At 48.1% G+C, this 25,586-nt stretch carries 19 protein-coding genes; all 19 read left to right on the top strand.

Features of this window, described 5'->3' with window-relative positions; genetic code table 11:
• The first annotated feature begins 83 nt into the window (after nucleotides 1-83).
• Nucleotides 84-2,828: a CHASE3 domain-containing protein gene (locus gpAD87_RS10715; protein ID WP_064638202.1), complete on the top strand. Its 2,745-nt coding sequence runs from the start codon at nucleotides 84-86 to the stop codon at nucleotides 2,826-2,828.
• Nucleotides 2,829-3,084: 256 nt separating this feature from the next.
• A complete protein-coding gene (locus gpAD87_RS10710) occupies nucleotides 3,085-4,707 on the top strand; it encodes a PucR family transcriptional regulator (protein WP_064638201.1) in 1,623 nt (540 codons plus the stop codon).
• 251 nt (nucleotides 4,708-4,958) lie between these two features.
• The gene (pucL, locus tag gpAD87_RS10705) at nucleotides 4,959-6,503 is read left to right on the top strand and encodes a factor-independent urate hydroxylase (RefSeq protein WP_231952508.1); all 1,545 of its coding nucleotides are present in this window, start codon (nucleotides 4,959-4,961) and stop codon (nucleotides 6,501-6,503) included.
• Complete coding sequence (uraH, locus tag gpAD87_RS10700) at nucleotides 6,503-6,880, top strand: hydroxyisourate hydrolase (RefSeq protein WP_064638198.1); 378 nt, start codon at nucleotides 6,503-6,505, stop codon at nucleotides 6,878-6,880. The genes pucL and uraH overlap by 1 nt, the downstream gene beginning before the upstream one ends.
• A 40-nt stretch (nucleotides 6,881-6,920) precedes the next feature.
• Complete coding sequence (gene allB / locus gpAD87_RS10695; protein ID WP_064638197.1) at nucleotides 6,921-8,327, top strand: allantoinase AllB; 1,407 nt, start codon at nucleotides 6,921-6,923, stop codon at nucleotides 8,325-8,327.
• A complete protein-coding gene (locus gpAD87_RS10690; protein ID WP_064638195.1) occupies nucleotides 8,324-9,631 on the top strand; it encodes a Zn-dependent hydrolase in 1,308 nt (435 codons plus the stop codon). Before allB ends, gpAD87_RS10690 begins: the two co-directional genes overlap by 4 nt.
• Before the next feature lie 6 nt (nucleotides 9,632-9,637).
• Nucleotides 9,638-10,879: a pyridoxal-phosphate-dependent aminotransferase family protein gene (locus gpAD87_RS10685; RefSeq protein ID WP_064638192.1), complete on the top strand. Its 1,242-nt coding sequence runs from the start codon at nucleotides 9,638-9,640 to the stop codon at nucleotides 10,877-10,879.
• Nucleotides 10,873-12,471, top strand: coding sequence for a gamma-glutamyltransferase (gene ggt / locus gpAD87_RS10680; RefSeq protein WP_064638189.1), 1,599 nt, complete (start codon nucleotides 10,873-10,875; stop codon nucleotides 12,469-12,471). The genes gpAD87_RS10685 and ggt overlap by 7 nt, the downstream gene beginning before the upstream one ends.
• Nucleotides 12,472-12,579: 108 nt before the next feature.
• Nucleotides 12,580-13,902, top strand: coding sequence for a 5'-deoxyadenosine deaminase (locus tag gpAD87_RS10675; protein ID WP_064638188.1), 1,323 nt, complete (start codon nucleotides 12,580-12,582; stop codon nucleotides 13,900-13,902).
• A gap of 129 nt (nucleotides 13,903-14,031) precedes the next feature.
• Entirely contained in the window at nucleotides 14,032-15,207 is a 1,176-nt protein-coding gene (locus gpAD87_RS10670; RefSeq protein WP_064638186.1) for an XdhC family protein, read from the top strand.
• Nucleotides 15,173-15,817, top strand: a complete 645-nt coding sequence (locus gpAD87_RS10665; protein WP_064638183.1) for a nucleotidyltransferase family protein — start codon at nucleotides 15,173-15,175, stop codon at nucleotides 15,815-15,817. The genes gpAD87_RS10670 and gpAD87_RS10665 overlap by 35 nt, the downstream gene beginning before the upstream one ends.
• Nucleotides 15,818-16,125: 308 nt before the next feature.
• Nucleotides 16,126-17,040, top strand: coding sequence for an FAD binding domain-containing protein (locus tag gpAD87_RS10660; protein ID WP_064638176.1), 915 nt, complete (start codon nucleotides 16,126-16,128; stop codon nucleotides 17,038-17,040).
• Between the two features lie 69 nt (nucleotides 17,041-17,109).
• Nucleotides 17,110-19,443, top strand: a complete 2,334-nt coding sequence (pucD, locus tag gpAD87_RS10655) for a xanthine dehydrogenase subunit D (RefSeq protein ID WP_064640853.1) — start codon at nucleotides 17,110-17,112, stop codon at nucleotides 19,441-19,443.
• Nucleotides 19,440-19,943, top strand: coding sequence for a (2Fe-2S)-binding protein (locus gpAD87_RS10650; RefSeq protein ID WP_064638173.1), 504 nt, complete (start codon nucleotides 19,440-19,442; stop codon nucleotides 19,941-19,943). The genes pucD and gpAD87_RS10650 overlap by 4 nt, the downstream gene beginning before the upstream one ends.
• A gap of 243 nt (nucleotides 19,944-20,186) precedes the next feature.
• Complete coding sequence (locus gpAD87_RS10645; RefSeq protein WP_064638170.1) at nucleotides 20,187-21,134, top strand: helix-turn-helix transcriptional regulator; 948 nt, start codon at nucleotides 20,187-20,189, stop codon at nucleotides 21,132-21,134.
• A gap of 66 nt (nucleotides 21,135-21,200) precedes the next feature.
• Nucleotides 21,201-21,767: a DinB family protein gene (locus gpAD87_RS10640; RefSeq protein ID WP_064638167.1), complete on the top strand. Its 567-nt coding sequence runs from the start codon at nucleotides 21,201-21,203 to the stop codon at nucleotides 21,765-21,767.
• The gene (locus gpAD87_RS10635; RefSeq protein ID WP_442950717.1) at nucleotides 21,764-22,309 is read left to right on the top strand and encodes an EVE domain-containing protein; all 546 of its coding nucleotides are present in this window, start codon (nucleotides 21,764-21,766) and stop codon (nucleotides 22,307-22,309) included. The genes gpAD87_RS10640 and gpAD87_RS10635 overlap by 4 nt, the downstream gene beginning before the upstream one ends.
• A gap of 676 nt (nucleotides 22,310-22,985) precedes the next feature.
• Nucleotides 22,986-24,062, top strand: a complete 1,077-nt coding sequence (gene glpX, locus gpAD87_RS10630) for a class II fructose-bisphosphatase (protein WP_064638164.1) — start codon at nucleotides 22,986-22,988, stop codon at nucleotides 24,060-24,062.
• Between the two features lie 260 nt (nucleotides 24,063-24,322).
• Nucleotides 24,323-25,369, top strand: a complete 1,047-nt coding sequence (locus gpAD87_RS10625; protein WP_082935076.1) for a LacI family DNA-binding transcriptional regulator — start codon at nucleotides 24,323-24,325, stop codon at nucleotides 25,367-25,369.
• The last annotated feature ends 217 nt before the right edge of the window (nucleotides 25,370-25,586 follow it).

Raw genomic sequence — 25,586 nt, 5'->3', positions numbered from 1 at the left:
AGTCTATACGTATACATATAAACTACATATGCGACTGTTTTTTTAATCGATCGGAATTGTTTATTTCATTGGAGGTTTCTGCGTTGTCGAAAAAGAGAAGATTCACGATACGCTCCAAAATTCTATTGGGCTATCTAGTGGTTGTGTTGTTATTTGGTGCTGTTTTGCTGGTGTTATCTGCCCAAATTGATGCATCGCAGAAGGAAATCGATTTTATCAGCCACCACGACCTGGAAGTGCATAACCTGACCAACGCAATTGAGAAAAATGTTCTGAATATGGAAACAGGACAGCGGGGATTCATGATTACCGGGGAAGAAAGTTATTTGGAGCCATACACCCAAGCGATGACCCAATGGAACTCCAATTATGCCCAACTGTATGAGCTGGTTAGCGATAACCCATCCCAGCAGAAGAGCCTGGAGAACATCAAATCACATATTGTCCGCTGGATTGATGTTGCCGGAACAGCCTCGGTAGCCCTAAAAAGACAAGGGGATCAGGAGAAAGTTATTGATTTTTTCCATTCCGATCCGGGTAAAAGCGAAATTGATCTGTTACGGTCCCAGTTTGAAACCTTCCGCAACACAGAGATGGGCCTCACGGAGAGTCGGGTGACCGAGCTCGCCGAACGAAGCTCCACACTGCTTACAATTATGTACACCTTATGGGCTGTCGTTGCTGGACTATCTGTTGCCGCAGCGCTTGTCATTTCGGGTAATATCGTCAAAACCCTGCGTGAAGTCAAACAAACCATCACCGACATATCCCAAGGCGGCAATCTTACACAGCGTATTGTTGTCCGAACACATGATGAAGTCGGTGATTTGGGCCAAGAGACCAATATATTGCTGGACACGGTACAGGAACAGAATCGACTTAAGGATCAGGTTGCCAACATCGCCACGCTCCTGCAGAACCCTACGAGCCTGGAGGGACTGTCACGCTTGTTCTTAAACCAGGTCGCTATCCTGTTGGAAGCCCCGTATGGCGTGTTATATGCGATGAAAGAGAATCGTCTCATTCGTGTAGCTGCGTATGCAGCAGATGGCGAGAAAGAGCGTTCCCTTGGTAAAGTGTCCGTTGCACCCGGTGAGGGATTAGTTGGTCAGAGTGCAATTGAGAAGCGGGTTCTGCAAATGAACGACTTGCCTCAAAATTATATTCGTATCTCATCGGGTCTTGGTGATGCGTCAGCTGCATCACTCACGGTAGCCCCTGTGGTATTTGAAGGTAAAACGATAGCTGTAATCGAACTGGCTTCCATGAAGCCAATCGAACCTAAGGAAACAAAGCTGCTAACCGAACTGATCGAAATCTTCGGGGTTTCGCTTCATTCCACCGTCACACGCATGGAATTACAGCATTTGTATGATGAATCCCAGGTACTGAATGAAGAATTGCAGACACAATCGGAGAAATTGCAGGCACAGACCGAAGAGATGGTGTCTCAGACGGAAGAGTTACATATGCAGACAGAAGAACTGCACATGTTGAACGAGCGTCTGGAACTGCAGAAAAATGCGGCTGAGACCTCTGCCAGTGAACTTGCAGAAGTAGCGGATCAGTTACGGACAAGCTCTGGTTACAAGTCTGAGTTCCTGGCGAATATGTCGCATGAACTGCGTACTCCGCTGAACAGTATGCTGATTCTGTCCGAGATTTTGGCTGAGAACAAGCATCAGCACTTAAACAGTGAAGAACAGAAATATGCTTCGGTGATCCATGCATCAGGCAAGGACCTGTTGAATCTGATTAACGATATTCTCGATCTTTCCAAAGTGGAGGCCGGGGAGATGGAAGTGGACTTGGATGATGTCTATCTTGGAAGCCTGCCCGAAGCGATGAATCAATATTTCCTGAAAACGGCTGAGCAAAAAGGAGTTGATTTCCGTATTCAGCTTCAAAGCCCTCTGCCGGAAACGATTTTTTCCGACGAGATGCGGTTACATCAGATTCTGAGAAATTTACTTTCCAACGCATTCAAATTCACCAATGAAGGAGAAGTGGCCTTAACTATTTCCAGAGTGAGTCTGTCCAATCCTGAAGGGAACGGAGCAGAGACGGATGTTATAGCTTTCTCGGTTAGTGATACCGGAATTGGTATTTCGGAGAACAAACTGCTGCAGATCTTTGATGCATTCAAACAGGCCGATGGAGCCACAGCCCGAAAATACGGTGGAACCGGACTGGGACTGTCGATCTCTCAATCCCTTGCCAATCTGTTGGGAGGATCAATCTCGGCAACAAGCCGCGAAGGACAAGGAAGTGTCTTCACCCTATTCCTCCCGCTTAGAAGGGAAGAGCCTGAGGTTATGCAGAACTCCAGATTGTTCTTGAATGAGGTTGCTGTGACTGCTCCTGAAATAAACAGTGCTTCAGAAATGAATTCAACCAAAATCGAGATGTTGCTGACTCCACTTGAAGAATCATTATTGAATGGTCGTCAGGTTCTCGTTGTCGATGATGATATTCGAAATGTTTATGCCTTGGCAAATGCCCTTGAGCAGTATGACATGAAAGTGATAACAGCTCAGAATGGTTACGAGTGTCTGGAGATGTTAGAGAGCGGAGAAGCGAATCCAGATATTATCTTGATGGATATCATGATGCCAGAGTTGGATGGGTATGAGACCACTCGCCAGATCCGTGAGAGATTGAATCTCAAGAAGCTCCCTATTATTGCTCTGACTGCCAAAGCCATGAAAGAAGATCGTGATAAATGTATCGCGGCAGGAGCCTCGGATTATATTAGCAAACCGCTGAATATGAAAGAGGTACTGTCCCGGATGAAATTATGGCTGAGTCATGAAACATTGGGAATCTGATCTTTTCCGTTTGTAATTCAACATGTATTAACTTAAAAATAAAACCTATGCCAGTTGCGCAACGATTGCTGCAATTGTGTCATGGGTTTTATTTTTTTCTCATGTAAGCTATTAAAATAAAAATGATGTTATAATACTTAACAACAATCAAGGTTTATTTCAATAAAATGGTTAAAACCAAGTGTTCAACCTTTGTTCAATTCCAAATCAAGGATATAAATGGCTTCATGCGTTATATATATGGGAGGTAATGTCCATGCAGCTCACGGTTAAAGAGGCTTTACAGGTATACCCGTTGTCTGAGGCCAAACTGGTTGCAGGTGGGGAAGGGACTTCGCGGATGATGAAATCCGTTAACGTCATGGACGCTCCAGATATAGCGGATTGGATCAAATCCGGAGAACTGCTGTTCACAACCGCATTTATTATGAAAGACAACGAGACCGATGCACTTCGTTTGATGCGCCGCCTGAACGAACGCGGTTGTGCTGGGCTTGGCATTAAATTGGGCCGCTTCTGGCAGGCCATTCCGCAAGGTATTATCGAGGAAGCAGATCGACTGCGGTTACCGCTGCTGGAACTGCCGTTTCAGTTTACATTTTCCGACCAGATGAATGCGTTATTCAAGGCTGAACATGAACGCAGCAATCGTTTACTGCACGAGGTGGTGCAGAAACAAAAAAAATTGATGCAGTTTGCATTGCAGCAGCAACAGCATCGGAATGTATTTGCCGAACTAGCTACCGTGTTGAATTATCCACTTGCGGTTATTGGCTCCCGCGGACATGTGCTCTATGGTAGCGAAGGTATTGCGGGAGATGCTGTAGTACAAGGTTGGCCTTGGAAATCCGTCATGCACCGAGTGAAATGGAATCAGGGAAGCTGCCACCGGGTACCCATCAAGCAGAATGATGAAGAATACGGATTTTTGCTTGTCTTCACAGACTCGGCGCTGTCACTTAGAGCGGAGGAAGAATTGTTTCAGCAGGCTGCGGATGTCTTGGCATTCTATATGGATATGACCTATCGAGAACACATTAACCCCACCGTTCAGGATGAGATGCGTACGCTGTTAACCCAATATCTAGATAACAAAATGACGGTAGATGAACTCACCAAGCTCAGCGAGAATAAAGGCGTTCATCTATTTCAGGGGACCTACCAATGCGTGTTGATCACACTGGAACCGTCTGTTTTTGCAGAAGGAAAGCTGTTGAAGCAGATCCACCGTGAGTTGCAGTACAATCCGCTTATGCAATTCACGGCCTCACAGCATTTTCAGATCGAAGATGGCATACTATCCATCTATACCTGTCCAACGGGGAGGGATTATGGAGAGGAATTATCAGCATTCCTGCTTAATCGATTCGGGGATGTTCTTGCAGCACAGGAAGCCAAGGGAGCATCTGCACCGCGTTTCTGGATCAGCAAAATGAAGCATGAGCCGAAGTCGCTACGCGAAGCCTATCAGGAATGTCTGGATACTCGCCAACTGGCTCGCCGATTCGGTATGAAGGATCGGGCTCTCCAGTTTGAGATGCTGGAATTCGCCTATGTGTTCCAACATGTTCCAGATAACATCATGGAGAATTACTGCAATAAAGTACTTGAGCCTTTACTGGCCAGGGACGGCGATCCCAATCAGGTACTGATGAATACGTTGGAATCTTTTATCGAGAATGACGGACTCATTAACGAAGCTGCGAAGCAACTATTTGTGCATCGGAATACCGTTACCTATCGGATGGAGAAAGTCGGAAGTTTGCTGCAAATGGACTTTAAGAAGACTAATGATTTGCTGAAATTAAAGCTCGTGTTCACCTTCCGTAAGTTTGTGCGGGACAAAACTACGGCAAGGCCGTATTCGCAGCATCATTAATCTGAAGAGTAGACCCCTTTAATACAATTTTTATATCATAATCATTATCCAGAACAAGTGTTGTGCAGCATGACAATGAAACAGGCATGTCAGATAAAACCGTATTTTCCTTGAGGAAGTGCGGTTTTTTAGCTTTTCATTACATTTGAACAACCAAATCCCGTGCATTGCTAACAAATCACATAACTGATGTTATGTTATATTACAAAATTACGTAAATATTGTTGTCACTGTACGAAGAGACAACTAAAATGAAGAACAACAATCCACAGAAGACCGGAGGTTCTAACATGGGCGACTTCATTAAACTCGTTAACAACTGGTCTATCACACAGTTCGTGCATACGTTTGGCGGACTATTCGAAGAATCGCCTTGGGTGGCGGAGCGTTCCTGGCCTTCACGGCCATTTGACTCTTTTGAACACATGATGAATGTCATGAAGAACACAGTTCAGACATCCGATGAGAAGGTCAAGTTGCAGTTGCTTTGCAATCACCCGGATCTCGGTGCGCGGATCAGCATGAGCAGCAATTCTGTTCAAGAACAGGCTGGTGCAGGGCTTAATTCACTTTCGCCGGAGCAATATCACGAACTTAGTAAATTAAACAAAGAATATACAAGCCAATTCGGCTTTCCTTTTATATTGGCCGTGAAAGGTCACACAGCTCAGTCCATCCTGGAGTCCATGCGGAAGCGCAATCGGAGAGGAAGAGAGGAGGAATTTCAGACCGCCCTGAAGGAAGTGTTCAAGATTGCTTCCATTCGATTGGAGCAGTGGCTGGTGCAGATTGGTCATGAACATGAGTTTGAATGTAAGCCATCCGAAGTAAAGCAACGGACCATGTATTACGGCAAAGGAGATGTATGGATGTACCGCTCATACGCCAAACCGTTGACGGGTATTCAGGCCATACCGGAATCTCCATTTACTGGACGTAATAATATCCTGTTCGGATTAAACATTAAAGTAGCCGTGCAAGGCGACGAATTTCTGCCTTCTTTTATCGAAGGAGATAATTCTCGCGTCGTTGCAACGGATTCAATGAAGAATTTCATCCTGAAACATGCTGCGGATTACTACGGAGCTACGGTGGAAGGTTTTCTCGCTTACGTCAGCCGACGTTTTCTGGAGACATATCCACAGATGATCAAAGTGCAAATGACGGCAGATCAGATTCCTTTTGAAGATGTGCCTGTTCGCAAAGAAGGAAGCCTTCGTGCAAGCGAGCTGGTATTCCGGTATTCCCAGAATGATCGGGCGACGGCTGCAATTGAAGCGCAGCGAAAAGGAAATCAGGTTGAACTGAGCAATCATTTCAGTGGTGTCGCAGATATCAGGCTGATTAAGGTCAAAGGCAGTGAATTTGCCGGTTTCGTCAAGGATGAGTACACTACCTTACCCGAGACATGGGACCGTCCACTGTTCATTTTCCTGAATATCAATTGGCGTTACGAGGACCCGAGAGATGGTATGGACGATCAGCGAGGAGGTTATGTAGCGGCGGAGCAGGTGAGAGATGTAGCTGCTGCCGTATTCCATGTGTGTCGTTCGGCATCCATTCAGCATCTGATTTATCAGATTGGACTAAGGCTATTGCGTCGATTTGGACAGCTCAGTGAGGTTTCATTCGAATCCAACAATCGGACATGGGAAACGGTGCTGGAGGAAGTAAAAGAAGGAGAAGGCAAAGTATTCACCGAGGCCAAACCTCCTTATGGGTTTCAGGGCTTCTCAATGACAAGGGATGATCTAGATGTTGACAATTGGGGCTTGAAGAAAGAAAGGGAGGCATGATGTCGGTGGCCGGTGGACGGATTACTACGCACGTGCTGGATACTTCCAAGGGTGTTCCGGCCGCAGGTGTGCGGATTGAACTTTTTGTATTGCATAGGGATGGCGAGAAGGAAAACAAAATGAAAGTTGCTGAATCGTTGACCAATGCCGATGGGCGTCTGGATGCACCGTTGCTTGAAGGTGGGAAGCTTGAGCAAGCGGTCTACGAGCTTCAGTTCAACGTTGAGGGTTATTATGCACAGCGATCTCTTGAAGAATTGGGGCAGGCATTATGGACGGTTGTACCGATTCGGTTTGCCGTTTCCGATGCTGCAAGTCACTACCACATTCCTTTGTTGATTGCGCCAGGAGGTTACAGTACATACCGGGGAAGCTGAAATATACGAATCAGGTTCTGATCAGGGGAGGGTCATCTATATGACAAGATTAGACATGATCATCCGGGGGGCGCGGGTTGTGTTGAGAGATAGCGTGGAAGAACTGGATATTGGGATTACTGGTGAAAAAATATCAGCTTTGTCCTCACACCTGGTGGGTGATGAAGATACTGAAATAATAGAAGGAATTGGCCTCACAGTGATGCCAGGGGCTGTGGACATTCATGTTCACTTCAATGAACCTGGACTCGCGAGCTGGGAGGGATTCAAATCTGGATCAGCATCACTGGCTGCTGGCGGAATTACGACGTACGTTGATATGCCGCTTAATGGTGCCCCTCCAACGATAAGACCAGAGGCATGGGAGTCGAAAATGAAAGCAGCCGACGGTCAATCCTATGTTGATTATGCGTTTTGGGGAGGACTTGTTCCCGGCAATCGGGGTGAGCTTGCGCCTTTGGCTGATATGGGGGCGGCGGGATTCAAGGCATTTATGTCCGAACCTGGCGGAGAAGGGGAAGACATCTTCGCCAGAGCGGATGACGATACACTTTTGAATGGCATGTACGAGATCGCAAAACTAAACCGTGTGCTGGCGCTTCATGCCGAAGACGAGACGATGGTTGCTGAACTGGGGGCCAGAAGTATTGCAGATGGACGAATCGGCCCGATGGATTACGTGCAATCTCGCCCAGCAGGAGCAGAGGTTCAGGCGGTGTCACAAGCACTGCAATATGGGGAGCAAACCGGATGTGCACTGCATTTTGTTCATATCAGTACACGGGAAGCGCTTGATCTGATTGCAGAAGCAAAACAGCGCGGGCTGGATATAACTTCTGAAACATGTCCGCATTACCTGACTCTGACAGATGAGGATATTGTCCGGTTGGGAGCTGTAGCGAAGTGTGCGCCGCCATTGCGGAGTCAGGCTGAACAAGATCGGTTATGGGATGCGCTGGAAGCAGGTCTAATTGATGTTATTGCATCCGACCACTCACCCTGTCCGCCATCGATGAAACAATCTGATAATTTCTTTGAAATCTGGGGTGGCATCTCGGGTGCGCAAAGCACGCTGCTGCTCATGTTGGAGGAAGGACATCTTCAGCGAAATGTAGCCCTTCCGCTGCTCGGAAAAGTTCTGGCTCTGCAACCTGCCAGAAGACTTGGATTAGAGAGCAAAGGTGAGATCGCCATCGGCAAGGACGCGGATCTGGTACTGATTGATTGGGAGAAGAATACCACCTTAAATGCGGATGACCTGCACTACACACATAAACAGAGTCCTTATGTGGGACGCACGTTTTCCTCCAGCATTGCCGATGTGTTCTGCCGGGGCACACGAGTATACAGTTCAAAAACAGGATTATCGGATGAACCTGTGGGACGGTTTATCCGTGCTAACTCATCTGTTCAAGTTGTTGTTGAAGGAACGGAGGAGGTGTCATGAACGACTTTGAAGTACACACATCGTCTGGAACGAAACGTCCCACCCATCCTTTGCCGCAATTGGAGCAGGTGGAGCTGAAAGGCATGCTTGACTGGTTATCCGCCTATGGCGCTGATGCCCGGGGAGGTGTGACACGTCTGTTGTACGACCAAGCATGGTGTAAGGCACAGCATGCGCTTGCAGAAAAAATGCAGGAGAAAGGTTTGGCTCCTGAATTTGATCAATCGGGCAACCTGTATGGAACTTTGCACGGTAGAGGTATGGGTTCAGGAACAGGAATGGAAGAGGCGCCGATTGTTACGGGGTCCCATATCGATACTGTAGTGCATGGTGGGAAGTATGACGGTGCATATGGCGTAGTTGCGGGAGTGCTCGCGCTAGAGTATCTGCAGAAACATTTCGGGGCACCCAAACGAACGCTTCAAGTCGTGTCCTTATGTGAGGAAGAAGGTAGTCGATTCCCCTTCGCTTATTGGGGATCACGAAGTATAACGGGGGTAAGCGGGCTGGAAGAAGTTCAGCACTTGAAGGATCAAGAAGGCATTACCTTTGCACAGGCAATACATGATGCAGGCTTTGGTCCAGATAGCAGCTATAGAACGGCTTCACACACATACGGTGCGTTTATCGAACTTCATATCGAGCAAGGCCAGGTACTTGAACGATTGGGCCATTCGATCGGTATTGTATCGGATATTGTAGGCCAAAAACGCTTTAGCATTACAGTAAGTGGCGAAGCTAATCACGCCGGAACTACACCGATGGCCTGGCGCAAGGATGCACTTGCAGGTGCATCCGAGATGATTACAGCCGTAAGAAGCATTGCGCTTGAAGCGGGAGAACCACTTGTAGCCACAGTGGGACGAATAAAAGCTGATCCGGGCGTGGGTAACGTCGTTGCATCCCGGGCCATATTCTCGCTCGATATCCGGCATATCAGGCAAGAGAGCATTGATCGATGCTGGCACAATATGCTACAGGAATTTAGCAGAATCGCAGCCGAGCAACAGCTCGGACTGAACTGGGAGGAGCACTTGTCTGTCACACCTATTCCGATGAATGAACAGATTACGTCAGACATTCGAGGTATCTGTGAAGTGGAGCAGTTATCCTATATACACATGCCAAGCGGCGCAGGACATGATTCGCAGATATTTCAGCCGACTTGTCCCACGGCGATGATCTTTGTCCCTAGCCATGATGGAATTAGCCATAATCCCCTTGAATATACAGCTGAAGAGGACCTAGTGAAAGGTTTCCGGGTTCTGGTTCAGCTACTCTATAAATACGGTTACGGGAGTTGAGTGAAGATGTCCAACTATAAAGAATTGTCCCCGTCCTTGCGGACGATCATGACACCGGGGCCAGTTGAAGTCGACCCAAGAGTTCTGAGGGCATTATCCTTCCCGATCCTGGGGCAGTTTGATCCGGAGTTCACTTCCCTGATGAATGAGACGATGGCCATGCTGCGTGAACTATACATGACAGACAATGAGTGGTGTTATCCGGTTGATGGCACATCCCGCTCTGGGATTGAAGCCGTGCTGGTCAGTCTGATTCAGCCAGGGGACAAGGTGCTCATCCCCATCTATGGACGTTTCGGACATCTGTTGGTTGAAATTTCGGAACGCTGCGGTGCCGAGGTTATCTTTTTTGAAACAGAATGGGGAACGGTATTTGATCCCGAAGAGGTAATCAAGGCAATCCATGCACATAAGCCAAGTTTGGTCGCGATGGTTCACGGCGAGACATCAACCGGGCAAATGCAGCCCCTCGCCGAGATTGGCAAAGCCTGTCGTGAACTGGATATTTTACTTGTGGTTGATGCGGTTGCCACAATTGGCGGAACACCTGTCGAGACAGATGCCTGGCATCTGGATGCAGTCATGGGAGGAACGCAGAAATGTTTGTCCGTTCCATCCGGGATGGCGCCATTAACGTATAACAGCCGTGTGGAGAAGAAACTGATGAGCCGCAAAACCGTCGAACGAGGGCTCCGGGATGCAACAAGTGCTCGGGCTGAAGGGCGCACGATTGCCAGTAATTACTTTGACCTAAGCCAATTACAAGACTACTGGAGCTCAGCACGGTTGAACCATCATACAGAGGCAACTTCGATGCTCTACGGTCTTCACGAGGGACTACGAATTTTGCTTCAGGAAGGTCTGGATGCCCGTTTTCAGAGACATCGGATCAATGAACGAGCGTTGGTCGCGGGAATTCAGGGTATGGGGCTCAAGCTGTATGGAGACATGTCCAGTAAACTTCCAGTGGTCACTTGTATCGAAATTCCGAATGGCATAGACGGAGAGTCGGTACGCAGCATGCTTCTGAACGATTTCAGTATTGAGATTGCCAGCTCATTTGGACCATTGAAAGGCAAGATTTGGCGTATTGGTACGATGGGATTCAGCTGCCAGCGCAAAAATGTACTTCATGTGCTGGGCGCATTGGAAGCTGTACTGTTGCGTCATCGTCACGCCTTGCCAGCAGGGGAGGCCGTGCAGGCAGCGTTGGATGTGTATGCTGGGAAGGAGGGCGTCTTATGTTGAACCAGATGCCGATATCCAGGGAGGTGATGGTTACCTCCCCGCATTATTTGGCGAGTGCGGTTGGCAGCTCAATTCTCCAGCAAGGTGGTAACGCTTATGATGCAGCGATTGCGGTTAGTGCTGCACTAGGCGTAGTCTACCCGCACATGACAGGACTTGGCGGAGATGCTTTTTTTCTAATTCACGATGGAACAAGTGGTGATATAACGGCCTACAACGGAAGTGGTCGTTCAGCAGCAGGCATTCATGCCGACACGTTCAAAGCGATGGGGATGAGCACCATTCCTCAGCGAGGTGTGCTTAGTGTGATTACCGTTCCTGGAATGGTAGATGCATGGTGGGAAGTCTGGTCCCGCTACGGGAAGTTAAAGTGGGAACAGTTACTTGAACCAGCTGCGCAATACGCGGAAAAGGGATGTCCTGTATCCCGAAATCTGCATCTGTGGCTGGAACGTGATGAGGATTTCATTATGGGGCATACACCGCTGCGAGCGGTATTTGCCCCTTTTGGTACACTTTTGCAGGAAGGCGATCTACTCTTGCAGCCTGATCTTGCCTCTTCCATTCGCCTGATTCAGGCAGGTGGACGCGATGTTTTTTATACCGGGGAACTGGCGGAGCAGCTAACTTCGGCTATTCGTGAGGATGGCGGCATGCTTGCCCCAGCGGATTTCGCGGCTCACAAGGGAGAGTGGGTGAAGCCGATCACTACCGATTACCGTGGCTATCAAGTTCACCAGATGCCGCCGAATTCACAGGGCTTCTCGATGCTGATGATGTTGAATATGCTGGAGCATATTGATCTCTCTTCCGTGGCGCGTACGTCCCCCGAGTTTTATCATCTGATGGCTGAAGTGGTCAAAAAGGCTTTTCGTGACCGTGATCGTTATCTCACAGACCCGGAGTTCAGGGATATTCCGCTGGAAAATCTGTTATCCAAGGTTTATGGAAATGAGTTATGGAACGAGATTCAGTCCGCTACACCTGCTGTGGCACAGCCTTTTCTGTCCAAAATGATGGGTCAGGATACGGCTTACGCAGCGGTTGTGGACAATGAAGGCAATGCCGTCTCGTTTATTCAGAGCCTGTACTTTGATTTTGGCGCTGCTTATGTGCCTGGGGATACGGGTGTGATCATGCAGAACCGCGGTTCCTTTTTCTCACTTGATCCGAAGGACGCCAACGTATTGGAACCGAATAAACGCTCATTCCACACCCTAATGCCGGGTCTTGTCACTCGTAACGGGAAACCTTATATGCTCGTAGGCACGCAAGGTGGTGAGGGCCAACCCCAGACACAGTTATCGGTTCTTACGGGTGTGCTGGACTATGGTCTGAACATTCAGGAAGCCATTGGGCTACCGCGTTGGGTGTATGGGCGTACCTGGGGTGAAGAGGGTGACACGCTGAGAGTAGAGAACCGCTATCATGACGACGTATGTGACACGCTTGCCCGATGGGGACATAACGTCGAAGCCAGAGCGCCGTGGGACGGAATTATGGGGCAGTCACAAGGGATTGTCATCCGTGAAGATGGCATGATCAGCGGGGCAGCAGACCCCAGGGGAGATGGCATGGCTATCGGATGGTAGCGTGATTTATGTAAAGCATCATGCATAGATCCAAAGAAGATTTTCTTTAAAATGCAGGATCAGAATTAATAAAAATTACGCAGATAGATACGGATAGGGGAGATTATCATGGGAACGATCCTGCTAAAAGGTGCACAACTCGTCACAATGAATGCAGAAGAGGATGTATTTACGGGAGATTTGCTGATCGAGGACAATAAAATCAAAGAAATTGCAGAGCATATCGATGTTCAGGCAGATCAGGTCATTGATGCTCGAGGCAAAGTACTGCTTCCAGGTTTTATCCAGACGCATATTCATCTGTGTCAGACCTTGTTCCGCGGACGTGCGGACGACCTGGAACTGATGGATTGGCTTCGTCAACGCATCTGGCCGCTTGAGGCAGCGCATGATGAAGAGTCTGTCTATTACTCGGCGATGCTAGGCTTGGGCGAATTGATTTCCAGCGGGACAACGACGATCTTGGATATGGAGACCGTGCATCATACCGATTCGGCTTTTCAGGCGATGGCACAGAGCGGCATTCGGGTGATTTCCGGCAAAGTGATGATGGATCACGGGGATGAAGTTCCTGAACCGCTGCGTGAAAATACGGCTACCTCGCTGCAACAAAGTGTCGATTTGCTGGAGAAATGGAACGGATTCGGCGGTGGCCGCATTCAGTATGCGTTTTGTCCACGCTTTGTCGTCTCGTGCACCGAAGAATTATTGGTTGAGGTACGTGACCTGTCGAATAAGTACCATGTGAAAGTGCACACCCATGCCTCCGAAAATCTTGGCGAGATCGAACTGGTAGAACACGAACGTGGCATGCGCAACATTGTCTATCTGGATCATATCGGTCTGGCTACTCCAAGACTGGTGCTTGCCCACTGTGTGTGGCTGAGTGAGGAAGAGAAGGAGATTATTCGCAAACGCGGGGTAAAAGTCACCCACTGCCCTGGATCGAATATGAAACTGTCCTCAGGTATAGCGGATATTCCTGATCTGCTGAATCGCCAGATTGCGGTAGGGATTGGTGCCGATGGTGCGCCGTGCAACAACAATCTAGATATGTTCCAGGAAATGCGCCTGACCGCGCTCATTCAAAAGGTGCCTCACGGTCCAACAGTGATGGACGCCCGTACGGTGCTGCGTATGGCGACGATGGGTGGAGCAGAAGTGCTCGGAATGTCCAAGGAAATCGGCAGTCTGGAAGTGGGTAAAAAGGCAGATATGTTACTGCTGGATCTGGATGATTTTCATACTTACCCTTCCTATGAGACCGATGTGTACTCCCGAGTGGTCTATTCCGCAACGCGCAGCTGTGTAGACACCGTTATTATCGATGGAAGCATCGTGCTCCAAAACCGGAAGATTCAAACGATTGATCGTAGCATCGTGCTTCGTGAATCGGATAAAAGTATTGCAAGATTGATGAAACGCATCTAATCGAACGCAGCCGTATGAAACTCACCCAATGAACTATCTGAGCAAAAGTTGGACTTTCAATCTTCGCTAAAAAGGTCAAGAATCACTTCTTCGGATTCGAATTCAAATCCCTGAAAGGATGGAGACACGATGGAAATGCATGATCTGTGTGCAATTGCAGCGCGGGAACCGCGCTGTGTTCTCGCAACAGCGGTTAAGGTAGAAGGTCATGCTTACCGTAAGCAGGGAGTCTCTATGCTTTTGACCGAAGAAGGTGTGATGTATGGAAGTATCAGTCCAGGTTGTCTGGAGAGTGATCTACAGGCTAGAGTGGACCGTGTGCTAGATACACAGCAGTTGGAATTCGTGGAGTATGATATGCGTCCGGAAGATGATCTGTCCTGGGGGGAAACGATTGGCTGCGGCGGGTTAATTATAGTGCTGCTAGAGCCGGTATGTGCTGAACTCAGGTCGATCTTGTCTCAAATGCATACGTATTTTCAATCTGGATCAGCTGTGGAGCTAACCCGTTCATTCTACGATCAATACACGCGAATTCATTATGTGATTCAGCTCGCTGAGGGTGCAGAAAGGCAGACATCATTATACCCTTCTCCAGCTGTCAAGGGAGCTTCTCTAAATCCAATAAATACAATGATCACTGACGACATACCGCGACTATCATTGGTCGTTATTCAATCGTCCGAAGCTGATGATCTCAGATCTAATTCTGGAGAGAGTGATCTTCAGAGGGATGGATTGACTGAGGTGGAGAAGTGGGATATCCCTTTACAGATCTCTGCAAAATATGTGCCCAAACCCCGTCTGATTATCATTGGAGCCGAAAATGATGTAATCCCGGTCGCCCGTCTGGGCAAATCAGCAGGATTTCGTGTGGTTGTAGCGGATTGGCGAGAAACCTTGTGCAACGCTGAACGCTTTCCGGGTGTTGAGTTTGTTCGCGGTTTCCCAAGTGAGATCATACCTGTACTGGATATCCAAAGCGGGGATTATATCGTATTGATGAGTCATCAATTTCCGAGAGAACGGGAGTTTCTTGAATTACTTGAGGATCGGAATTATGCGTACCTTGGTATTATGGGCTCCAGAACAAGGACAGCACGTTTGCTGAACGATCTCCCTCCATTAAAACAGTTGCATTCACCCGTCGGCTTGACCATTGGTGCCGATGGACCGGAAGAGATCGCAATCAGCATCGCAGCAGAACTTATTGCCTGTAAAAGAGCAGCTGTTGCCGCAGAGCGTCGCAACGTACAGAGGGGGATTGCACATGCGACTGACGGGCATCGTGCTAGCGGCAGGTAAGAGCAGCCGAATGGGGCGGGATAAACTGTCTATCGTCATGCCTGATGGAAGATGTTTGGCCGCATGGACATTGGAAGCTGCCTTGAAATCCGATTTGGAGAAAGTTATCTGTGTGGTCAAACCCGAGGATTCATTAGCGTGGATCCCCTCCATGTGGCTCAATGCAGCATCATATGGTTGTACTCCAGATACGAGGATGAGGCTCCAGATTGCAATTTGTACCGATTATGCATACGGTATCGCCATGTCCCTTCACTGTGGCATTCTGTCTGCTATAGCATACAAGCCAGAAGGTGTGATGATGATTTTGGCGGATCAACCGCTATTGCAGGCACAAGATATTAACAGGGTTGCTGAGGCGTTAGCCGTCAACAAACTGTGTGATTATGCAGCAGCTACGGATGGCGGTGGAGGCAAGCCGCCGGTCGCCTTTCGTGAGCATATGCTGGGGCCTCTCTTGTCGCTTAGCGGAGATGAGGGGGCGCGAAAAATCATGCGCAATGCCAAATATGCAGGCACGCATGTATCGTTGTCTGAATTTAGCTTTTGGGATGCGGATACCGAACCAGAGCTGGAACGTATTTTGGATTATGTGAATGGCATAAGATGATTGAAAATAAAGGCAGAAGGAGCGAATCCTTGTGTATTATTTATCGAAGTAATGAGGTCAGCCAGACCATCTGGTTGGCCTCTTTATTGTTTTGATCTAATTGGTTATGAAATGGCTTGTGTTAGCTTTTGAGAGTTAATAATGCATCAGGCACAAATCAAAGAGTCTATTTATACATTTATCCAAAATGATGTGAAGATAATTGACCTTATTGTTGCAGTCCCATATGATTTGAAGAATTATTTGGATCATTCGTTCATATCCAACGTCCCGAAGACAGATTCCAGGTAGAGAAGGGAGATGGAAGGATGGTCATGCCGGCATATGGGTCTGGAGCTCAGCCAACGGTTTGGCAACCCGTTAATCTGGATGAGCTTCAAGCTTTAAAGAGTGAACTGTCCGGGAAATATTGTTTTGCAGCAGGGGCCACATTATTGCGTACTCAGTGGGAGGGCGGCCTTGTTCCTGTACCTGAGCATATGATCAGTCTTGCCCGTATTCCAGGTGCAAGCGGCGTATATGTGGATGGAGATGAACTAGTCATTGGAGCACTGACGCGACTAAGTCATTGTGCCACAGACGTTCTTCTGCAACAGCTGCCCTTATTACAGTCTGCAATGAATGCCATAGCTGCTCCTTCTATTCGGAATGTGGCGACAATTGGCGGAAACATTGTATCGGGAGTAGGCGATTCCATCCCCGCACTGCTTGTCTACGATGCACAGCTGTACTGGATGACGGACAACGGCATGGAGTTCCGCAGTCTTTCGTCCTGGCTGAACGGTGGTCGTGACGGCAGTCGCAATCCGAATGATGTGTTAATTTCCATTCATATTCCGATGAAACATACGCCTTTCCCTGATGTCACTAGCGAGCGGGCATCTGCGACGCGTGAAATTTCATTTTACCGTAAGCTGGGTCGGCGGGAGACCTTTACAGCATCGCTGGTGACGATTGCATTTCAGGGAGAAGTGGATGCAGATGGCCGCTGGAATAAGATAGCGATCGCTGCAGGTGGAGGTTCAGGCATGGCCATGCGACTTACGGAGTCGGAAAAGCTGCTTCTTGGCGGGGAGACTTCAGTTATGCAAGCTTCATCTTTAGCTGCCTCGGTTATGGGGGAATTCGTGACTTATAGCGATGCATTCGCTACAGAACAGTACCGTAAGCAAACGGCAGGTAATATGCTCGGTGCCGAACTCTGGGAAGCACTTCGCTCATAGATGAAAACCATTTTGGAGAACCAAAGCGTAAGCCCAACAGCTTCTGAGGAGAGAAAGGGGAGAGAGATCATGCTGTTGAATCGGGATAATAGTGGGAAACGCTGGCATCTGCGGCCAGATGGGGTAGGCAAAGTAACAGGACAGCTTCAATATCTGACAGACATGACGCGACCCGATATGATCCACGGAAGGGTCCTTCGAAGCTCTTACCCTTATGCCCGCATATTGTCTATCGATATTACCGGAGCGGAGGCTATGGAGGGTGTATTTGCCGTACTTACCTCGAAAGATGTGCCCGGTTTGAACCTGTTTGGCATTGCAACTCCGGATCAGCCTGTATTTTGCGAGCATGTCGTTCGTTATGTGGGTGATGCCATTGCCGCGGTTTCTGCGGATTCCCCGGAACGTGCAGCGCTCGCGCTGGATGCCATCCGGGTTGAGTATGAAGAATGGACTCCGCTGGACAGCCCAGAGGCTGCACTGGCACCCGGTGCACCTGAGCTCCATGAACATGGTCCCGGCAATGTGCTGCACCGTACCGAAATCAAGCGAGGCAATGTAGATGAGGGTTTTGCTGCATGCGAACATATTATGAGTGAGACTTATTATACCCCTCGCCAGATGCATGCCTATATGGAGACGGAAGGCGGGTTATTTGTTCCTGATGAAAGTGGGAGACTCCATGTCTACGCGGCGACACAGCATGGTTACAAGGACAGGATGCAGCTTGCCCGAATCATTGGCTGTTCCGAAGAAGATATCCGGGTGGTCTCGTCCCCGATAGGCGGTTCTTTTGGAGGGAAAGATGAGCTGAATGTACAGCCTTATGGGGCACTGCTTGCATTAAGATCCGGACGTCCTGTGAAAATGCACAATTCACGCAAAGAATCCGTACGTGCAGGCTTGAAGCGTCATCCGATGAAAATTGAAATGCAGACCGGAATCAGCCGTGAAGGCATGATCCAGGCTCACCGAGTCCGCATTACCGCAGACACCGGAGCATATGCGACGCTAGGGGCACCTGTCCTGAATTTTTGCACAGAACACTGCCTCGGGCCTTATTCGATTCCCCATGTAGATGTGGAGGGTGTCTCGGTGTACACGAATAATGGAGTGTCGGGAGAGTTTCGTGGATTTGGCGGGAATCAGGCAATCTTTGCAATGGAGGGTCAGATGGATCGACTCGCCGAGATTATGGATATGGACCCTTGGGAATTTCGGAGACGTAACATGAGGGGAAAAACCGATCCTGGGCCATTGAATCAACGGATCCTGGTCACGGATGGACTGTCGCAAGTATGGGAGGCGATGGATGGTTCGGAGTTATGGCAAAAGCATCAGTATCCCCCGGCAAATCCTGCTTCGCCTCCCTGGATTAAACGTGGAGTGGGGGCAGCCATCGCGATGCACGGAGCAGGACTGGGTTATGGCATTCCCGATCCGGCGGGAGGCCGTCTATCCCTGAATGCCGAAGGTAAGATTGAAGTGGCATTCAGCTACGAAGAATTCGGTCAGGGACTTATTGCCACGCTTGAAATGATGCTCTGCGATCTGTTCTACTGCTCAACATCCGATCTGAGTATTATTATTGGGGATACGGATCGAGTGCCGCACAGTGGTTCAAGCACCGCTTCACGTTCAACGACGATGGCCTGGATGGCTCTTCAGCGATTACAGGCACCATTCCGCTCCAAAATCTTATCGGTGGCCTCTGCATTGTCAGAAATTCCGACTGACGAACTGATTACTGGAATTGAGGGAGTATGGCAAAAGGGACAGCTTTCTTCAGAAGTTACAGCGAATGAACCGGCGATGAATTCCCGAGTTGTTGTTTCTTACGTTGATCTAGCAAAACATGGAGAAGCAGAAGATTGGATTTTTGATACTCAATTTGAATATCCGACCACGCCAGACAATGTTGTGGGTGGGCATTATCTATATACGTATGCGGCAGTAGCGGCAGAAGTGGAGGTAAACACGCTAACCGGAGAAGCCAAATTGCTAGATACGAGGCATGTGGTGGCTGCTGGCCCTGTTATCAATCCAATGGGATTCATCGGACAGATCGAAGGCGGAAGTGTAATGGCTCTGGGTTTTACATTGACCGAGGATGCCGTGATGCAAGACAGTCGCTATATGACAACCAATTTGGACACCTACCTGATTCCGACGATTCGCGACATTCACACCAACCTGGAGGTGGAGGCAATTGAAGATCTGCCAGAGGACGATCCGTTTGGACCACGGGGGATCGGCGAGATTGGTTCGGTGGCGCTTGCTCCGGCCATCACCGCTGCGATTCATCAGGCTACAGGGGTGTGGGTTAATCGTTTGCCGGTTCCGCGCGATCAACTGATCAAACCAATTGGCGTCTTGCTTCAGGAAGGAGTGAGCTCATCATGACTGAACCTTTGGGCGATTTCTGGACAGCCGTTGTGAATGGCGAGGAGAAACAATTGCACATTTCCCAGACAACCCGTCTTGTAGATGTACTACGGACGCAACTGAATCTGACCGGAACGAAAGTTTCCTGCGAGGTTGGTCGTTGCGGTGCATGTATGGTACTGATGGATGGAGAGCCGGTCAATTCCTGTCTCGTTATGGCTTATCAATGTGTTGGAAGCGAGATAACAACAATAGAAGGGTTGTATGGTGAAGAGGAAGGGAAGTTGCACCCAATTCAGCAGGCTTTTGTGGAAGAAGGCGGCTTCCAATGCGGGTATTGTACACCCGGAATGGTGATTTCTACCAAGGCTCTCTTGGACCGCAACCCGCAGCCTAGTCAGGAACAGATCGAAATGGGATTATGCGGCAACCTGTGCCGCTGCACCGGGTATGGAGGAATAATACGAGCGGTAAACAAGGTGATCGATGAGCACGATAGAATGGGTTCTACCCAATGATCATGGAAGTAGTAAGGTCAGAGCTTTCTCTGAATTTCAATATCATAAGAGTTTTTATTAGACCAACCTATGTTCTGAGGTTGGTCTTTGTTGTTGTTTAATGAAACAACATAGGAAAATGGTTCGATTCGGGCATTGCGAAAACTTGTTCGCCTGTATACTTTTCATTTGTCCATATGTTACTTATAATAAATGTCCTATGAAGATGGTGTAATTGATATTACACACAAGGAGGGGTGATTCGTGAACAAATCGGATCGTATGCTGGCCATTGTACTTGAGCTGCAGCGGGGGAAGGTTCAACGTGCGGAAGATTTAGCCCTCTTGTTTGAAACAAGTGTCCGAACCATATATAGAGACATTCAGGCGTTATGTGAGGCAGGAGTTCCTGTGGTAGGAGAACCCGGAGTAGGATATTCACTTATGGAAGGATACTTTTTGCCTCCAATCAGCTTCACAGCTGAAGAAGCGGTAACACTTCTCATCGGACTTGATTTTGTGGAACAACGCTTCGATAACTACTACAAAAGTACATCCCTTACGTCCCGCTCCAAAATTGAAGCTATCCTGCCCGTGCCTCTTCGGGAAGAGGTGGGACAGATACAACAGGGTATCCGTTTACTTCGTTCACCGGACAGTGATGCACGCGAGCGAGAGATCGAACATATGGGAATCATCCGAAAGGCAATGCAGCAAAAGCTCAAAATCCGTTTTCATTATCATAAACCTGGAACTATTAATGAAACCGTGCAAAAGACCATCCGTATGGCCTCCCCTTACGGGATGCTTTGGATGCAAGGCTCATGGATGCTGATTGCCCGATGTGATTTGCGACAGGAGATTCGTCATTTTCGTATATCCCGCATGAGTGACCTGGAGATTAGTACAGATCCATTCGATCTTCCTCCAGGTTTTAATATTCATAGTTACTCACCAGCTGACAACCGTGATGTTCATGTCCGTGTATGGTTTCATGGTCGAATTGCAGATAGAGTGATTGAAGCGAATAATTACTATATGGAGAAAGCAGAACTGCAAACAGATGGATTATACGCAGATTTTCGTGTAAGGCATCCAGAAGATGTACTGCGTTGGATACTTGGCTGGGGAGCTTCGGCTCTGGTTTTGGAGCCTGAATCGTTAAGAATCCGTATTCGCGAAGAAGCATGCAATCTTCTTAAACACTACTGACATAACGTTGTCAGTAGTGTTTGTGTATGATCGGTTTATAACCGATTGAAGGAGTTGTGTATTTGTATGGAAACGACAATAACAAGGAACAACGAAGAGATTCGACGTGATTTTGAACTGACGTTGGAACGTTATTTGCAGGAACTGGGGCTGATGAGCGATGCTCAGTTAAGCTACAAACCCAGTGAGACTGAGTGGTCGGTGGGCCAGATGTTCCAGCATTTAATTCAGTCTGCAATGAAAATGCATTTAGCCAATGTTCAACTTTGTATAAGCGCAGAGGAGGACATGGATAAGAAGCAAAACCAGGGCAAGACAGAAACAGGTAAAGCTGTTTTTGCACAAGCAAGTTTTCCTCCAATACGTATCCACGTTCCTGATTCTCCTGAGTATACTCCACTACAACCGGATGGAAGAGAATCAATAATTCAAGGATTTAATGAGGTGAGGGATGAAATGCGGAGATTGGAAGTGCTGTTGGAAGAAACAACACAGGAATGTACGTTGGCACATCCAAGCTTCGGTGGTTTGAATGCAGAGGAATGGTTTGCATTGGTCGAGATACATTATCGTCATCATTTCTTGCAGCTTGAGCGTCTGAAGAAGGCATGGGAAGAACTGGTGCAGAGATGAATGAACAGGAAAAGCATGGTTTGATAGCTAGCAGCAAAGGAATTATGGAGATTCATACGAATGCGCTCTTGGCTTCTCAGTTAGATGTTGAGGCTGAATCTGAAAAAGGAAACCGATACTGGATCGGCGTTGTGTCTGCATCACATGTGGAAAAAGGAGTGGAAGGGGGCTTCGCCCAGCTCTGTCACGGCAAGGTAGCTTCTCTGCGCAAAATGAATGCAGGAGACTGGCTGATCTATTATTCGCCGCGAACAAGCATGCAAGGAGGCAAGGTACTTCAAGCATTCACCGCCATAGGGCGCATAATAGACGATCATGTATACACGTACCATGTGTCAGATTCCTTTGTACCGTATCGGAGGAATGTTCAGTATTATCCTTGTCAGCAGGTGAAAATCGCTGATTTGCTGGACCAACTGATCCTTACTCGGGGACAGACACGTTGGGGATATCATTTTAGATATGGTCATTTGCAGATTCAAAAAGAGGATTTTCTGAAAATTGCACTTGCCATGTTGGGGGCTGAGGCAGAAACCTGCTAACCTACATAGTTTGAGCAAAGAGTCAGATCTTATTTATGTGACACAAAGCTGAGGAAAAAATAGACCTTTTGAGGGGAAATAAAAATAATCGAATTTTAAACAACATAATAATTATTATGTAAACTTATTATTTTCGATGACCTCCATAAGCTGTATCTATATTGCTAACCATGTTTAAGGGGCGGATACAGCTGGATTTAGGTGAATTTCCAGTTCAAATCTTTGAATAAAAAACCTCTTTTAAATGGTCTTCAATATTGTTCCTTTAAGAGTACAGGACGGTTGTAGGGGTCTTATTATAAATCGTTTTCGACGAACTTGAGAACGGATGAGATTCCTCTCTATAATTGCAACTTATATGTTCATAAACCATTGTTATACGAAATTTTAACTCTGATTTATTCCTGTGAAACACTCAACGCAATGAATATAGAATATCGAAAAATATAAGATGAAATATACTGCTTCAAACCAGATATAATCCGGTGGATAAGACTCGTAAAATGGCATGTTCAAAGCTGTGTAAATGTGTTCATTTATCGATGAGGGACAGAATGGGGTGATTTCTCAAAATCGGGTTATTACTCCCGTTTTAGATCAATTTCATATGGATTTGCGATGGATTTAGTACCGCTTTCAATGTATGCTTTTGGAAACTGGAAAGGAAGTGGGAAAAATGGAACGCGAACTGGCGTTGGAAATTGTCCGAGTAACAGAATTGGCTGCGTTAGCTTCAGCACCCTGGATGGGGCGGGGCGACAAGAATAGTGCAGATGAGGCGGCTACTTTGGCTATGCGCGCCATGTTCGATTCCGTGTCTATTCGCGGCACGGTGGTAATCGGTGAAGGAGAAATGGATGAAGCACCCATGTTGTATATCGGCGAGGAAGTCGGCAACGCTGAGGGCCCCGAGGTTGATGTGGCTGTAGATCCTTTGGAAGGTACAGAGATCGTAGCCAAGGGCCTAAACAACGCTTTATCGGTTATTGCAGTGGCGGGAAAAGGCAACCTGCTCCACGCACCGGATATGTACATGGAGAAGTTGGCTGTAGGGCCTGCTCTGGTGGGCAAGGTCAGTATCGAAGATCCGGTTGAGGTGACATTGGAGAAAGCCGCTGAAGCATTGAACAAAAACATCTCAGATCTAACTGTCATGATTCTGGACCGTGTTCGCCATGAAAGCATAATCAAGACATTGCGCAAGGTTGGTGTGCGGATCAAGTTCCTAAGCGATGGTGATGTTGCAGGCGCGATGGCACCTGCGTTCCCAGAGGCAGGTATTGATCTGTATGTCGGATCAGGAGGAGCACCGGAAGGTGTGCTTGCTGCAGCCGCCTTATCCTGCCTGGGAGGCGAGATTCAAGGTCGCCTGATGCCTGCGAACGCAGACGAGTTCCAGCGCTGCTTGCAAATGGGAATCGACAATCCTTACAAAGTATTAACGATGCAGGATATGATCGGCACGGAAGATGTTATTTTTGCAGCAACTGGTGTTACCCCTGGTGAGATTCTTGGGGGAGTGCGTTACCTCGCGGATGATCGGGCAGAGACCGATTCCATCGTCATGCGTGCCAAAACCAAAACGATTCGTTTCATCCGTTCTCAGCATTTCCTTCCTAATAAGGAAGTGCTGCACAAAGTGCGGCAGCTTCAATCTACACCTGAGCCTTCAGATCGCATTCAAAGTCATGTCACTATTATGGAACAGGCTGAGTTCAGTCAATCATCTGTTGGTAACGGTGTGACGACCTGATATAGGTCTGCACTGTAGTTGGTCTGCCCCAACATGAGTCCATGTGAAAGCATGTGAATCAGAAGGTACTATAGGACAAGTTACAAGAAAATATAGTAAGCAAGAGGTGGGGAATTTGTTTACACAAATCCTCATCTTTTTTTGTGTTAAAAGCATTGACAACGGTTACAACACATGAGAAGATGTACGCGCGTACATAATCATTTGATACACTGCATCGGTTTGGCAGGTGTTCAGGAAACATGAAGGAGGTGAGATCCATGGCATCCCGTAAAGAAGTGGCTGATCTTGCCGGTGTTTCGGAAGCTACAGTATCCCGAGTTCTTAATGGCGTTGGTCCTATTAAAGAGGAAACCCGTCGTAAGGTTATTGAAGCTTCCGAGCAGTTGGGTTACGTCCCCAGCGCACTGGCCCGCAGCTTTGCGAGAAGTAAAAGCGGTAACCTTGGCGTGGTGTTGCCCTACGTCCCGAAAGCACACTTGTTCTCGGCGTATTTCTTCTCGGAAATGCTGAGTGGCATTGGGAGCAAAGCCAGGGACAACGGCATGGACCTGCTGGTCATGTTCAGGACACCGGGTGAAGTGATGAATTATACGGATCTGTTCCGCCGTCAGAAAGTGGATGCTTGCATTATTCTCGGCGCACGAGATGAACATGGGGAACTGGCAGCCATGCAGAGGCTTCAGCAGGAAGGACACCCCTTTTGCATTATGAGCCAGCACTTTGCAGGTGAATCATTCATGGAAGTGGATGCCGACCATGTGGAGGGCAGCAGGCTGGCAATCCGTCACCTTACCGAGCAGGGCTACCGGAATATCGCCTTTCTTAATGGTCCGGATAGTTATTCCAACAGTCAGGAGCGGCTTCAGGGCGTTCAAATCGGACTGAATGAGGCCGGAATGAATATGGATTCCAGTCTGTTGCTGGAGGGGAACTATGGCAGACGAAGCGGGGTGGAGGCAGCTGCCACCATTGCAGCCCGGCTTAACGAGATTGACGCTGTATTTGCCGCGAATGACCGGATGGCAATCGGTGTTATGCATGGTTTGCGTGAGCGTGGGATCAAGGTTCAGGATTTCCCTGCGTTTGTAGGTTATGATGACTCCGATGCGGCCGAGATGGCGGTTCCGCCGCTGAGCAGCGTCAGGGTTCCCTTTTATGAAATGGGAGAACTGGCCGCATCCAAACTTATTCACGGATCACTGGGAGCAACAGCTTCATCAGTGAATTCCGAAGTTCCCTCAGAAACAGCAAGGCAGTTGTTGCCTACAGAGCTGATCATCCGTGCCTCTTCAATCCGTAATTAATACATGGCTATATAGAATGAACTAAACATTTACACGAGAACGGAGAGGACAGAAAAAACCTGAAGAAGCGAAGCTAAAAGCTTTCTGAAAGAAAGCTGCATCGGAAGCATACGCTTCGCCTTTATCCTCAGATTTTGCCTTCTAAAAGGATATCAAAAAAATCTGGGGGTAACAGCGATCGGAAGGTTGTTCTGTCATCGGAGTGGCAAGTGTAAAT

The organism is Paenibacillus sp. AD87, from assembly GCF_001659845.1.
In the GTDB taxonomy this organism is placed as follows: domain Bacteria; phylum Bacillota; class Bacilli; order Paenibacillales; family Paenibacillaceae; genus Paenibacillus; species Paenibacillus marchantiae.
This window is presented reverse-complemented; position numbering and strand designations above follow the sequence as displayed.

Bases quoted from the DNA above. Each gene is read 5' to 3' on its own strand.
- gpAD87_RS10710 (WP_064638201.1), top strand. From the start codon at position 3,085: ATGCAGCTCACGGTTAAAGAGGCTTTACAGGTATACCCGTTGTCTGAG.
- pucL (WP_231952508.1), top strand. From the start codon at position 4,959: ATGAAGAACAACAATCCACAGAAGACCGGAGGTTCTAACATGGGCGAC.
- uraH (WP_064638198.1), top strand. From the start codon at position 6,503: ATGTCGGTGGCCGGTGGACGGATTACTACGCACGTGCTGGATACTTCC.
- allB (WP_064638197.1), top strand. From the start codon at position 6,921: ATGACAAGATTAGACATGATCATCCGGGGGGCGCGGGTTGTGTTGAGA.
- gpAD87_RS10690 (WP_064638195.1), top strand. From the start codon at position 8,324: ATGAACGACTTTGAAGTACACACATCGTCTGGAACGAAACGTCCCACC.
- gpAD87_RS10685 (WP_064638192.1), top strand. From the start codon at position 9,638: ATGTCCAACTATAAAGAATTGTCCCCGTCCTTGCGGACGATCATGACA.
- ggt (WP_064638189.1), top strand. From the start codon at position 10,873: ATGTTGAACCAGATGCCGATATCCAGGGAGGTGATGGTTACCTCCCCG.
- gpAD87_RS10675 (WP_064638188.1), top strand. From the start codon at position 12,580: ATGGGAACGATCCTGCTAAAAGGTGCACAACTCGTCACAATGAATGCA.
- gpAD87_RS10670 (WP_064638186.1), top strand. From the start codon at position 14,032: ATGGAAATGCATGATCTGTGTGCAATTGCAGCGCGGGAACCGCGCTGT.
- gpAD87_RS10665 (WP_064638183.1), top strand. From the start codon at position 15,173: ATGCGACTGACGGGCATCGTGCTAGCGGCAGGTAAGAGCAGCCGAATG.
- gpAD87_RS10660 (WP_064638176.1), top strand. From the start codon at position 16,126: ATGGTCATGCCGGCATATGGGTCTGGAGCTCAGCCAACGGTTTGGCAA.
- pucD (WP_064640853.1), top strand. From the start codon at position 17,110: ATGCTGTTGAATCGGGATAATAGTGGGAAACGCTGGCATCTGCGGCCA.
- gpAD87_RS10650 (WP_064638173.1), top strand. From the start codon at position 19,440: ATGACTGAACCTTTGGGCGATTTCTGGACAGCCGTTGTGAATGGCGAG.
- gpAD87_RS10640 (WP_064638167.1), top strand. From the start codon at position 21,201: ATGGAAACGACAATAACAAGGAACAACGAAGAGATTCGACGTGATTTT.
- gpAD87_RS10635 (WP_442950717.1), top strand. From the start codon at position 21,764: ATGAATGAACAGGAAAAGCATGGTTTGATAGCTAGCAGCAAAGGAATT.
- glpX (WP_064638164.1), top strand. From the start codon at position 22,986: ATGGAACGCGAACTGGCGTTGGAAATTGTCCGAGTAACAGAATTGGCT.
- gpAD87_RS10625 (WP_082935076.1), top strand. From the start codon at position 24,323: ATGGCATCCCGTAAAGAAGTGGCTGATCTTGCCGGTGTTTCGGAAGCT.